The organism is Bacteroidetes Order II. bacterium (assembly GCA_016788705.1).
Lineage (GTDB): Bacteria > Bacteroidota > Rhodothermia > Rhodothermales > UBA2364 > UBA2364.
In genome coordinates, this window is the sequence record JAEUSQ010000014.1 from 68,802 (window position 1) to 80,812 (window position 12,011).

Sequence of the window (12,011 nt, forward strand, 5' to 3'; positions counted from 1 at the left end):
GCAAATAAAGTGCATCCGGACACCATTGGCACCCGGATGCAAACAGAAAAACGTGATTATTTAATTTCTACAGGAATGGTTCTTTTCGCAAAGTCGAAATGGCCTTCATGCAAAAGACCCACCTCCAAATCGGCTGTACCTGCTTTTTTGCCGGTCACCTTTAATCCCCATGCCCCATCAAGGGCTACGGTAAAAATGGTGGCATCCGTACTGGCGATATGTAGGGAACTCCCTTCTTCCAGTTCAGTAATTTCTTTTTTATCGGCATCTAACCATTTAACCGTATAGGCATCGGTTGCATTAAGCGTAAGACTGATTTTGCTACCGCTGTCAATTTTCCCATCAAAATAGCGAATCACTTCGGTGGAGCCTTTATAGATGGCAAAACCTTCGGCTTCGGTGTGTTCTTCGTGGCCATTTACCAAATCGCAGGCAGGAACAAAAGCCAATACTGCAAAGAGCAGTGTTGAGATAACTTTCTTTGTCATGATTGTAAACATTGAATTTTATAAAATGAATCGTTATGAGGTGTCGCAAGTTTTGCGCACGCCCATGTTCCGAAGATGTTTTATGTTCGGAACAACAAGTGATGGCCTAGTAAAAAAGTATTAGCTTAGCGGGGGCGCCCGGCTGGGTGGAGTACAGAGAAATGCAAACTCATTTTGTTCGACTGTATCGGCGAATAATAGAGCCTTAGGATGTAAGAACGCCTGCTTCGCCACAACAACGGCCCCATTCCACAGGGTCAAAGCATGGTGCAGGGCACAATCGTGATGATGTACATCTGCACTACATGGTTTTTCTGCGTGGGGTTCGTGTTTATTTTGTACTTGATGATGCGTGCGATCGTGAACAATGGCTTCATGTGCTTGAGATACTTCATGAAACATCGGCGAAACCATACCACCCAACAACAAAGCTGTTAGGGCAAGATGGAAAACTTTGGATACAAAGCCGATGGATCGCATAAAACACCTTGCACGGTCGGATACAGTTTTTAAAAGCCAATTTAAGACGTCTTATGCTCAGAAAATGTTTCCTCTTGTTGCTTTGTCTGCCATCTGTGGCTGTAGGGCAATCATCTGCAGATACCGTTTTGTTTCGGATTGACCTACGCACCGCCATTAAGAACGGCACTTTTAATCCTCAATATGAACAGATTGGGATTCGTGGAGGCCAGCCGCCCCTATCGTGGGCTACCTCTGTTATGGCCTTTGATGTGGATCAGGATGGGATTTATGAGGCTGCTGTTATTTTTGCAAAAAACGACGCACGTTCGATGCGTGTTTCGTACAAGTTTAAGATAGAGCACCCCAACGAGGGCAACAGTGGCTGGGAAGACGGCCCCAACCGTACTGTAGTGGCAAAGGGAAAGACCAAAATTGAACGGGTTTTTAATGCACCGCCCGAAGCCACTCCGCCTACTTTTACCGGAAAGATCATCACTCATTCAGACTTCAACTCCAAGTATTTGCCTGTGCGCAATATCTTTGTGTATTTACCGCCCAATTACGATCATAAGTCCCGACAACGCTATCCTGTTCTCTATATGCACGATGGGCGTAATGTCTTAGACGCATCGGTAATTGGCCAAGAGTGGGAGATGGACGAAACCGCAGAGCAACTTATTCCAAAAGGGGAAATTCCTCCATTTATTTTGGTGGCCATAGACAATACACCACATCGAATTTTTGAATATACACACGAAGCAATAGCCTCTGAAGGTACACAAATCCTTAAACGAATAGACCCGTCTTCCACCTCAGCGGCAGACCTATTAGCAGCTCCGGGACGTTATGGAGCAGACTTTCTAACCAATATCAGCATCACCGCTGCCGAAAGAAGTCTTTGGCTCCGCTCAAATGGCTCTGCATCAATGGTAAAATTAGAAAAACACACAGACGGAACCTATCACTCGGTAAAAAAAGACCTCCATATTCGGTTTTTACGGGATGCGAACAGCCAAATAACAGGGGTTGAAACAACAGGTCTTCGTATTGGCGGAGGAGGAACCTTGTATGGCAAGATGCTGGTGGAAGAAATCAAACCTTTTATTGATCGCACCTACCGCACCCTAAAAGCGGCAAAACAAACATTTGTAGGTGGTTCCTCATTAGGCGGCTTGCTTTCCATGTACTTAGGGATGACGTACCCCGATGTTTTTAGCGGTCTTTTGGTGGTTTCCCCCTCGGTTTGGTGGAATGGCGAGCGCGTAGTGCAAGCTGTCCAAACATTCAAGCACAAGCACCGCCCAAAAATCTGGATAGACATGGGAACGGCGGAGGGTACGAATGCAGTCCCAAGTACCGATCGCTTGGTTGCAGCATTGCGCGCCAAAGGTTGGACAACCCAAAACCTCAACTATGTGGTGATTCCAAATGCCCAACACAACGAGGTGGCATGGGCGCAACGCGCACCCGATATGCTCAGATTTTTATTCTCCCATATACAACGACCATGAATGGCTCTGTACGTCTTGCTTTGTGTAAGCAACCCGATGAAACATGCTCTTCGTCACAATATATTTTCGATCGTTCGGATTGGCGTAGCATATTGCAGTCTTGAATGGCTTATTGGCTCTTGGTTTCTACCACAACGTAAGTGCGTTTATCGTTGCCGCATTCTTGCTTGATTAAAGCCCAATCGGGGTCATGGTTGCTAATAGACGTTTTGACCACAAGCCAAGGCGGTAATTTAATGTAAAACGTCCTTTCAGCTTTCAAAGGTTTTGCACAACCTCGTTCCGGCGTAGAAAGAGAATTATCAAGAAGATGATTGGGGCACAGCGCCGGAAGTGTCATAATGGAACGGTGGATACTGTGCTAATTGGCGTAAAATTTGCAATGTCATTATCCTAAAACCTAACCCCTTTATACCATCATGGATTTTCAACCATTTATCAAAGCCTTCCTACCCCTCTTTGTGGCCATAGATGTCATCGGGATTTTGCCGCTTTTTGTGGGAATCACACGGGGGATGGATACCCATAACCGCAATAAATTGGCATTGGAAGCGATTTTGGCGGCGTTTATATTGGCGTTTCTCATTTTGTTTTCCGGCAACATGATTTTTCGCGTTCTGGGCATCCAATTACATGATTTGCAAGTGGGCGGAGGAATCATTTTATTGGTCTTGAGCATCAACGATTTGCTATTTAGCGATTTTCAGCGACGTAATCCCAAAGACGAAGCCGATTATACGGTGGGGGTAGTTCCCTTGGGCATTCCGCTGGTCATGGGGCCCAGCGCCATTACGACCATCATGGTTTCGCAACAATCTTTTGGATACGGACCAACCTTATTCGCTATGGTGGCCAACTTGTTGATTGTTTTGATCGTTTTTTATTTTGGCCCACGGTTATTGCATTACCTGGGTACTGGAACCACAAAAGCCATTGCCAAGGTAGTAAGCCTGTTTTTGGCGGCGATTGCCATCGCCATGATTCGTTCCGGTGTCTCCGAGATGATCCGAACATTCAACGGTTAACCCAAACCACCCAAGACCTTACCGCACCACGGTTAGATTTTGCGTTTCCCGCGTTTTTGGGGTTTGAAGTACCAGAACATAGGTTCCATTAGGCAGGTTATCGGCAGTAAGACGCAAGGTGTGGAGTCCGGCTTGGCTTGGCCCATCCTGTAAAGTTGTCCGCAAGCGGCCTTGCACATCAAATACCTGAAGCCGGACATTCTCGCTTGCAGAGAGTTGGTACTGGATGGTGGTTTCTGAATGGAATGGGTTGGGGAAGTTGCCTTGCAGACGACGAGCTTGAGGCGATACTTCGGCCTCGTTTGCAACCGAGACTGCTCGGTCAAGGCGATAAACCCCATCGGTTTGCGTTCCGGCCAAGAGATAGCCGTCTTTGTTCAGTACCAAAGCGGTTGCGCCAATGGTATTCGGGGCAAGGGTCGTCCACGTTGCGCCTCTATCGGTGGAAGTCCAGATAAAATCGTTATTTATGGCAAATATCTGACCATTTCGTGCGGCGTAAAAATTTCCGGCATCCAATGGGCCTGTAGGATGGGTGGCTGTTTTCCAGTTCTCGCCACCATCTTCCGAGAAATACGTTCCGCGACTGGTGTGCGCCAATACCTGCTTTTCATTGACCCACTTCAGCTCGTGTACCAATCGGAACGGTGTTGTGGTGTTTTTCCATGTTTTTCCGCCATCGTCCGAGCGCACCAAGCCACCTTCTTGCCATGCCGCCAATAAGATAGCGCCTGATTGTGCAAGTGCTGTCACCGTCTGCCCGAAGCCAAAGGTTTTTCCACTCAGTCCGCCATCTTCTGAAATCCACAATCCTTTGCCCGCCGTTCCCACCATCCAACAGTCTTGTACCACAGAAAAGGCGGTTACGGTTGCATGAAAAGTGGCTTTATCTTGCCATGTTTGCCCTTGGTCGGTAGAAGTGCGAAAAACGCCCGGCTCGGCGGCCACCCATGTACCATTTTGGATTTCTATAAAAGGCGTGGTTGTGGGAGTAGTGGCCACCCAAGAACGGCCTTCATTTTTACTACGCCATATACCGTTTGTGGGGCTTACCAAGAGCAAACTGCCATCGGTGTCGCGCAAAAAGGCATGACTTTCAAAAGCCGTAAGGTGGGCTTTTTGCCACGTTTGGCCACTATCTGCCGAGCGCCACAAGCCGTTTGGGGTCCCAGCCAACCAATCGCCATTAGTGGATATCGCCACACTCACAACCACATATCCTTCGGGACGATTAACACCTTGCCACGTGTGGCCGCCATTTGCCGAGTGTTGCAGGTGGCCATTATTCACCTTAAGCCCCAGACCACCGGGGAGTATGGCCGGATTTTTTGTTTTAAAAAGGGGCGTTTGAACATCTTTCACCTCTTGCCACACATTATAAGTGGTATCTAAGGTGTACCAAACCGGGTCGTCGTCCTCGCCTGTTCTGGCCCAAAGAACGCCTTTTGTGTCGGTGTCTAATTGTTGGACCCAAAGATTGCCCAACTGCCGATTGAGCGCCTTCCAAGAGTTGCCACCATCTTCCGAGGCGAATACGCCCGCCGTTGCCGTTGCTGCAAAAATTTGTCCATTGGGAAGGGCAACCAAATCCGAGATATGGCCGGAGTAGAGACCGGTAGAAGTGTGTATCCAGTTTTGAGCCTGAGCAAACGAGGCAAAGAAGAGTAATAAAGAAAGGATCGTTTTCATGTTTTTTAAAGACTTGGATAGGTTAATCATAGCGTTTCCAAGATGAAACATTAGCATCACAAAACATAACCTTATCGGAAGGTTTTTTTGGTTGTTTCGGTTGTAACTTATGTCTCAAAACAGCGAACCATTGACCATCCTTCCATTAACCCATTTTGTTTATGCCTGTATTACAAATCGAGGGCGTCACCAAGCGGTACGACCGAACCTTGGCCGTGAACGATGTTTCTTTCTCGGTGGCGTCTGGGCGCTTGTTTGGCTTACTTGGACCAAACGGTGCCGGAAAAACCACCTCGATCCGCATGATTACCTATATCACAACGCCCGATGAAGGCCGCGTGCTTTTTCAGGGAAAACCCGTGGGGACGTGGAGCCAAGAACGGATGGGATATATGCCCGAAGAACGGGGCTTATACAAAAAGATGAAAATCGGTGAGCAATTAATTTTTATGGCCGAACTGAAGGGCCTTTCCCGTAGCGAGGCACGCAAGCATGTGCAGTATTGGTTAGAGCGGTTTGGCGCAGCAGATTGGGCAAACAAAAAAACCGAAGAACTTTCTAAGGGGATGCAACAAAAGGTGCAGTTTATTTCCACGATTGCCCATAATCCTGATTTGATTATCTTGGACGAGCCTTTTTCTGGCTTAGACCCAGTGAATGCCGAGTTGCTCCGCGAGGTGATTCTGGAACTAAAAAGTGCCGGAAAAACCATCTTGTTTGCCTCTCATCGTATGGAACAAGTGGAGCAAATGTGTGATGACATCTGCTTGATTGCCCACGGAAAAGCCGTTCTAACAGGCTCCCTCCGCGACGTAAAACGCTCGTTCGGGCGCAATACCGTAGAGGTGGAATTTGAAGGTTCGGATGAGTGGATTGCCCAAACAGGCGCCCATCTAGGTATTTCGGTAAAAGCGCACACCCGTAACCGTGCAGAGTTGGTCATTACCCAAGAGGCGCAAGCACAAGAAATCCTCCAAATGGCGATAGGTGCTGGTGTTGCCATTGTCCGCTTTGAACTCATGGAGCCTTCGTTGAACGAGATTTTTATCCGCACCGTCGCCTCAGACACGCCCTCTTCCACTTCAACCCATGTTGCGTCATGAAAATAAAATTGGTATTCCTGCGCGAATTTATGCAGCGCATTAAATCTAAAGGGTTTATTCTTTCCACTTTGCTGGCCCCTTTTGGATTGGTGGTTTTTCTCGGCTTAACCATTTATAGTGTCTCCCTTGGTATGGAAGAGGATAGCAACCAGAGAATAGCCGTTAAAGATGAAACGGGTGGAGTCGCCTCATTACTAAAATTGCCATCATCCTATACCCTAATACTGGAGCCAGCAACCGAAGAAGCCTTGCGTAAACAGGTTTTGGAGGGCAAGTTAGACGGTTATTTGTTTATCCCGTCCGATGCATTAAAGGGCGATGCCAAACTGACGTATGTCTCCGGTGGGGGAGGCGGAATAAACAAGCAAATCCAGCTACAAAATGCCGTAGAGGATGCCATTCAGGAGGCACGGCTGAAGCAGGCGAATATCCCAGACAACGTAAAGGCCATTTTTGCAGCCAATACGCGCCTCGAAATGAAGGAAATCACTGCCTTTGGCGAGAAAGCAGACACAACGGGTGCGCTCACAGGTATCGCTTTTGCGATGTCTTTCCTGATTTATATGATGATGTTTATCTATGGTTCTTTAGTGATGCAAAGCGTCATCGAGGAAAAACTGAACCGCGTGATGGAGGTGCTCATATCGTCCGTTCGTCCATTCGAGTTGTTGATGGGAAAGGTCTTGGGCATGGGCGCACTGGGCTTGGTGCAAATGTTGGTCTGGAGCGCCCTCTCGATGGCCATGACAACTGCTATGGGGCCTTTACTGTTGCTCTTTTTTGATCCAGCCAAGATGAACCTGCCCGATACGGCCTCGCAACAACAGGTTTTGGACAGCGCCGGATTTGCCATTCCAGAACTTTCGCCTATGTTGTTTGTCTGGTTTGTGCTGTTCTTTATTGGCGGATACTTGTTATATGCCAGTTATTTTGCGGCGGTTGGCTCGGCGGTAGAGTCACCACAAGATGCCCAACAACTGATGATGCCTGTTACGTTTCTGATCATCATACCGATGTTGTTTATCAATACGGTGATTATGAATCCAGATGGCACAACGGCCAAGATCCTTTCCATGATTCCGTTTTTCTCTCCAATTCTGATGCCGGCACGTATTGCCGCCACCGATGTGCCCTTTTGGGAGCCTGCGGTGGCATTTGTATTGCTCGTTTTCACCTTTATCGGAGCCATTTGGGTGAGCGCCCGTATTTACCGGATTGGGGTTTTGAGCTATGGCAAAAAACCTTCCATCCGCGACCTCGTCAAGTGGATCCGAACGGCGTGAGGCCAACCGCCCCTTAACAAGAGCGCCTTGCATGTGGAATCAGGCAAGGCGCTCTTTCGTCTGTATTTTTGTGACTACCGCAACGTTAGGGTGTATAAAGGATTCCATTGTCCACCTGTCCGCCAAAAGGAAGTTCCTCCAGAAACAGGAATCCGAAGTTGCATATTGCGGGAGCGGTCTTCAATCACATAAAACGTCTTGTCTTGCGATATTTCCTGAAACGTATAGTTTGGCAATCCGTTTTTATCGGTTTCTGTCCATATGGTGCCCTGCTTCAGAAACCACCCCCCTTCATGATGGTATTTTGCACTAAACGCTTTTTTTCGGGCATTCCGAACGTTCATGAAAGGAGAATTGTCCAAAATAAACAAATCTTGAAGGGTGAGTGTGGACTTAGGGTAAAGGGTGTAGCCATACATCATCAACGCATTCGACTGATCGGTGACGGCATGAACCAAGCCAAACGCATGACCTACTTCGTGCGCCAAGCCACCGTACCACCGTCCGATGTAAGGCTGATCCGTACTTAGCCCACTCACTCCCAGTACATCATGTTCTGGCAACGTGGCTCGTCCACCGCCGCCTGTTCCGGTTTGGCCCTTGGCGTCCACATATACCACCCAGTTATAACGTGGGTCGTTGTACACGTCTCCATAGATGCTTTTCATCTCCGTTCTGGTATTACCCGTAAACCACAAATGGCGGTATTCGCCGTTCCATACCTGATCGGGAGTATTGTCAAACCAATCTGCGGGTTTTTCGCTACGCTTGATTTCCACAACAGGTTTGGAGAGCGTAAAGGTCATACCTGTGGTGGTATAATACCAATTTCGCACCTCCTTGATGGCTTTTTCGATAGACTTGCGGTATAATTCCTTTGGTTCTCGATCCGCCGGAACTAAATAGACCACGCGAACTATTTTTCGGTCATTCGTATTCTGAGCGTACAATAAGGGGCTGATGGCCAAAGACAAAACCATCCACCATAAAGAGAACTGATACTTCATAACGATTTTGGAAAAAAGTATGGCAGAAAACAGAATGCCAAAGATAAGGCAATATCCCCCACTTTTGTACCAAAATCACCGATATGTGGCCCATGACAAATTCACGCCACATTTTGGGCACCGATCGCTTTGTACAACGCTTCGTTCCGAGAAGTCAATCAATTTAACGCAATCCTAAAGCCTTTTGCGCCTCTACTCGATCGCGGTATTTATCTAAACGATATTCGAATCTCTTACGCAGGTCTTTGTAAAATAACCCTTTGCATTATGGAGTAGATCGTGTCAATGGCGTTAGCCTCAGGTTTCGCCAACGAATTTTGATGCCGCCCCCATCGTGTATTTGCAAAGCAATTTGACCACTCGCTGCCCCAATTTTCTCGTCCTTAATCGAGATCATCTCGGTTCCATTCAGCCACGTAGTCACTTGGTTGGCCACCACCCGAACGCGCAAGGTATTCCACATCCCCACTTTGAGGGCCTGTTCTTTTTCGGGCAATGGCTGAACAAGCCAGCCCCGCCCATACGATTCGTAAATCCCTCCGGTGTGTTGTCCCAATGGCGCAACTTCCGCCTGCCATCCTGTGATTTTCACCCCTTCGATGGAGGAGCGGAAGAAAACACCGCTATTGCCATTGGCCTCTTGTTTAAACTCCGCCGTGAGGTCAAAATCGCGATAAGATTTTTCGGTGGCCAAATAGCCATATTGTTTGTCTGGCCCACTTTCCGAAATCAACTCACCGTTTTCTACATACCATTTTTCGCTCCCATAAACCACCCATCCGCTTAAATCACGGCCATTAAAGAGCGTAATATCTTGCGAGTTTTTACGAACTCCGGTACATCCAGAAAAGATAAAAAGTGTGGCCAGCAATAGATAATATTTTGTCATAAAGATTTGATTTTAATGTTTTTGAACCAAATCTGATTACCATGATCCTGAAGTGCAATTTTACCTTTTTTTGCACGGCCATAACCTGGAAAATTCTTCCATTTACCTTCTGTCACCATTCGTTCCCATTCCGGTGTCCACATTTGGTATTCCACCGTTTTTTGGCCATTTAGCCAATGGGTTACGTGCCCCCGATTCACCACAATCCGGGTATGATTCCATTCGCCAACAGGCTTAAAGGCTTTGACAACTGGCGGGTGCATGGCATAATTGGCGGCACTGGTTTGCCAATCTTCTAATTTTTGAGGGAAGCCCACGTCGTCTATTAACTGGTATTCCGGCCCTGTTTCATACACGGCTTTGTACCGTTTGTCCTCCACGACATTAAAAAAAATGCCACTATTACCGCCCTTCGAGATTTTCCACTCCAAGACCAAGTCAAAGTTCTCGAACTCTTGTTCCGTAACAATATCATTGGCGGTTCCTTCGTGGCCAGCCTGCCCTAATGCCACCATTTCTCCATTCTGAACCGCCCATCCACGGGTTCCGGCAATCCCATAGGTATGCCAACCTTGCATGGTTTTTCCATCGAAGAGTAATTGCCAACCTGCTTTTTCTTCCGATTTACTGAGGGTATTGGGCATCTTAGCAGTTCCGGAACAGGCACTGAGGTAAAACAGACCAACCAGAAGGCCGGTATATAAAAAGGTGTGTCTCATGGTTTTTAGGAAGATTAATCATAAGATAAAAAGATGGCCTATCCCAAGAGTTTCATGTTTTCGGGATCCCAGCGAACGGATTTTTCGCCAAAATAACTATCGTTACAGAGCAGGGCAGGGGCACAAGCCCGATAGCCGAAAACGGCATCCTCCGCCACCGCTTCCCCCAGCCGTATGCCACGCATCCAGTTTACGAAATGGTCGTAATGCGCACCTTTATACCCTTCTTCCACCTGATATTTTTGTTCACGAGGTGGGAGCATTTTTTTCCGGTCGCCCAAAACACGGTCTATTTCATTCCCTTTCAGTTGCATAAAGGCATCCTGAGGATCACTTGCGAGATTTTTTCGGAGGATTACATCATCCCAAGTCACATCCATCGCTCCTTCAGAACCAACGAGCCGCAAATAGGTGCTCCCCGATGTACCGTCCACAAAGTTCACCCGAAGCGAAAGGTTAAAGGCCGCATGTTGAGGTGTTTCGGGATAATCAAACATACCGAGTAACACATCTGGCACTTCTCGGCCATCTTTCCAATAGCGAAGACCACCCGTTGCCATAATTTTATTGGGGCCATTAGACGAAATGACAAAATGCAAACTGGAAAATAAGTGAACAAAAAGATCACCCGATACACCGGTGCCATAGTCTCGATAGTTCCGCCAGCGAAAAAACCGCAACGGATCAAACGAACGCTTATTGGTATTGGCCACATAGCGATCCCAATCCACCGTTTTGGGAGAAGCATCCGTCGGAATGGCGTATTGCCAAGCCCCAACCGGAGAATTACGTGCCCAGTACCCCTCAGCATAGATTAATTGTCCGATCGCACCCGCGCGAAAAAGTTCTCTTGCCTTTTCGTTTCCCAGTGAACTCATGCCTTGACTACCAACCATAAAGGCTTTCCGGGTGCGTTTTTGTGCTTCAATAACCGCAGGCCCTTCGCCAATGCTGTGTACCATTGGTTTTTCGCAATAGACGTGTTTGCCCTTGTCCATGGCATCCACCGAGATTTGTTTGTGCCAATGGTCTGGCGTACCCACAATAACGGCATCCACATCACTATGTTCCAAAACCTGACGATAATCCTTCGTGACCATAAGGTCGTTTCCCCAACGCCGCTTGGCCTCGTTTAGGCGGCCATCGTAGAGGTCGCAGGCCGCCACTATTTTCACTCCCGGCACTTGTAAAGCGGTCATGGCATCTGCCACACCCATTCCACCAGCTCCGATCAGCGCAATTTGGACTTGGTCATTCGAGCTGTATTTGTCCGGATTACTGCGATACAAGGGTTGTTCTTTGGCAGAGAGGACGGCAGGAGCACCCGTAAAAGCAATGGCGGCGCCAGCAAATTTCTGGATAAAATCCCGACGTGTCTCGGTTGTCTTTTTCATGAGAATACGGGGTTGAGGATAGAGTACGTAAAAATTTAAGCTAATTCATTTATGTCCTAACTTCAACCCTTGAATGACTTTATTTAGAAAAAGCGTTTTTATAACCATTTATGATAGTTGTACCGAACCGTTATTGTTCATTATTGATCGAGCGAAAAAACTGTTTCATCAGACGATCGTAGAAGTCAAGACTTGTAAAAACTGCGGTGCTTGCCACGTCGTCACGCCCAATAACACCGAGTTAACGACGGAGCCAATAGAGTTGACCGCCAAGACCTACCAAGAACGCAACCGTACCCGTTCGACTGATCGGGTTTTGGGGTGACCCATATTCTGGTCGAAAATTGATTAAAAAAACCAAATCGTTGACACCATTTAAAAGTTTGCATTTGGTACTCAAATCTTTTTGTCGCTCGAAAACTTGGAACCAACTACTAATTA

General features: G+C 47.5%; 12 protein-coding genes. 5 read left to right on the plus strand and 7 right to left on the minus strand.

The features are described from left to right. Positions 1-56 precede the first annotated feature (56 nt). Positions 57-488, minus strand: a complete 432-nt coding sequence (locus tag JNN12_02565; protein MBL7977196.1) for a hypothetical protein — start codon at positions 486-488, stop codon at positions 57-59. Positions 489-608: 120 nt separating this feature from the next. Then, a complete protein-coding gene (locus JNN12_02570) occupies positions 609-968 on the minus strand; it encodes a hypothetical protein (GenBank protein ID MBL7977197.1) in 360 nt (119 codons plus the stop codon). A 53-nt stretch (positions 969-1,021) separates the two neighbouring features. Between JNN12_02570 and JNN12_02575 the strand changes: the two genes are divergently transcribed. Together JNN12_02575 and JNN12_02580 are read left to right on the plus strand one after the other, a co-directional pair. Then, positions 1,022-2,461, plus strand: a complete 1,440-nt coding sequence (locus JNN12_02575; protein ID MBL7977198.1) for an alpha/beta hydrolase — start codon at positions 1,022-1,024, stop codon at positions 2,459-2,461. A gap of 419 nt (positions 2,462-2,880) precedes the next feature. Further along, entirely contained in the window at positions 2,881-3,486 is a 606-nt protein-coding gene (locus tag JNN12_02580) for a MarC family protein (protein ID MBL7977199.1), read from the plus strand. Between the two features lie 18 nt (positions 3,487-3,504). Here the strand turns inward: JNN12_02580 and JNN12_02585 are convergent, their stop codons facing one another. Then, positions 3,505-5,175, minus strand: coding sequence for a T9SS type A sorting domain-containing protein (locus JNN12_02585; GenBank protein ID MBL7977200.1), 1,671 nt, complete (start codon positions 5,173-5,175; stop codon positions 3,505-3,507). Between the two features lie 161 nt (positions 5,176-5,336). Between JNN12_02585 and JNN12_02590 the strand changes: the two genes are divergently transcribed. After that, complete coding sequence (locus tag JNN12_02590) at positions 5,337-6,278, plus strand: ATP-binding cassette domain-containing protein (protein ID MBL7977201.1); 942 nt, start codon at positions 5,337-5,339, stop codon at positions 6,276-6,278. Continuing rightward, entirely contained in the window at positions 6,275-7,561 is a 1,287-nt protein-coding gene (locus JNN12_02595) for an ABC transporter permease (GenBank protein ID MBL7977202.1), read from the plus strand. Before JNN12_02590 ends, JNN12_02595 begins: the two co-directional genes overlap by 4 nt. Positions 7,562-7,635: 74 nt before the next feature. On the opposite strand, the gene JNN12_02600 is transcribed toward JNN12_02595, so the two are convergent. The 4 genes from JNN12_02600 to JNN12_02615 form a co-directional block, all read right to left on the minus strand. Beyond that, positions 7,636-8,568: a hypothetical protein gene (locus JNN12_02600; GenBank protein ID MBL7977203.1), complete on the minus strand. Its 933-nt coding sequence runs from the start codon at positions 8,566-8,568 to the stop codon at positions 7,636-7,638. 265 nt (positions 8,569-8,833) lie between these two features. Further along, positions 8,834-9,457 (minus strand): DUF1080 domain-containing protein, encoded by a 624-nt coding sequence (locus tag JNN12_02605; GenBank protein ID MBL7977204.1) that lies wholly within the window; start codon positions 9,455-9,457, stop codon positions 8,834-8,836. Beyond that, positions 9,454-10,176 carry a DUF1080 domain-containing protein gene (locus tag JNN12_02610; GenBank protein MBL7977205.1) on the minus strand — a complete coding sequence of 241 codons (723 nt, stop codon included), beginning with the start codon at positions 10,174-10,176 and terminating at the stop codon, positions 9,454-9,456. Before JNN12_02610 ends, JNN12_02605 begins: the two co-directional genes overlap by 4 nt. Positions 10,177-10,214: 38 nt before the next feature. Continuing rightward, a complete protein-coding gene (locus JNN12_02615; protein ID MBL7977206.1) occupies positions 10,215-11,570 on the minus strand; it encodes a Gfo/Idh/MocA family oxidoreductase in 1,356 nt (451 codons plus the stop codon). 73 nt (positions 11,571-11,643) lie between these two features. Between JNN12_02615 and JNN12_02620 the strand changes: the two genes are divergently transcribed. Next, positions 11,644-11,895, plus strand: coding sequence for a hypothetical protein (locus tag JNN12_02620; GenBank protein MBL7977207.1), 252 nt, complete (start codon positions 11,644-11,646; stop codon positions 11,893-11,895). The last annotated feature ends 116 nt before the right edge of the window (positions 11,896-12,011 follow it).

What these genes read in the sequence shown, in the direction of transcription:
- JNN12_02565 (MBL7977196.1), bottom strand. Translation starts at nt 488, where the DNA reads ATGACAAAGAAAGTTATCTCAACACTGCTCTTTGCAGTATTGGCTTTT.
- JNN12_02570 (MBL7977197.1), bottom strand. Translation starts at nt 968, where the DNA reads ATGCGATCCATCGGCTTTGTATCCAAAGTTTTCCATCTTGCCCTAACA.
- JNN12_02575 (MBL7977198.1), top strand. Translation starts at nt 1,022, where the DNA reads ATGCTCAGAAAATGTTTCCTCTTGTTGCTTTGTCTGCCATCTGTGGCT.
- JNN12_02580 (MBL7977199.1), top strand. Translation starts at nt 2,881, where the DNA reads ATGGATTTTCAACCATTTATCAAAGCCTTCCTACCCCTCTTTGTGGCC.
- JNN12_02585 (MBL7977200.1), bottom strand. Translation starts at nt 5,175, where the DNA reads ATGAAAACGATCCTTTCTTTATTACTCTTCTTTGCCTCGTTTGCTCAG.
- JNN12_02590 (MBL7977201.1), top strand. Translation starts at nt 5,337, where the DNA reads ATGCCTGTATTACAAATCGAGGGCGTCACCAAGCGGTACGACCGAACC.
- JNN12_02595 (MBL7977202.1), top strand. Translation starts at nt 6,275, where the DNA reads ATGAAAATAAAATTGGTATTCCTGCGCGAATTTATGCAGCGCATTAAA.
- JNN12_02600 (MBL7977203.1), bottom strand. Translation starts at nt 8,568, where the DNA reads ATGAAGTATCAGTTCTCTTTATGGTGGATGGTTTTGTCTTTGGCCATC.
- JNN12_02605 (MBL7977204.1), bottom strand. Translation starts at nt 9,457, where the DNA reads ATGACAAAATATTATCTATTGCTGGCCACACTTTTTATCTTTTCTGGA.
- JNN12_02610 (MBL7977205.1), bottom strand. Translation starts at nt 10,176, where the DNA reads ATGAGACACACCTTTTTATATACCGGCCTTCTGGTTGGTCTGTTTTAC.
- JNN12_02615 (MBL7977206.1), bottom strand. Translation starts at nt 11,570, where the DNA reads ATGAAAAAGACAACCGAGACACGTCGGGATTTTATCCAGAAATTTGCT.
- JNN12_02620 (MBL7977207.1), top strand. Translation starts at nt 11,644, where the DNA reads ATGACTTTATTTAGAAAAAGCGTTTTTATAACCATTTATGATAGTTGT.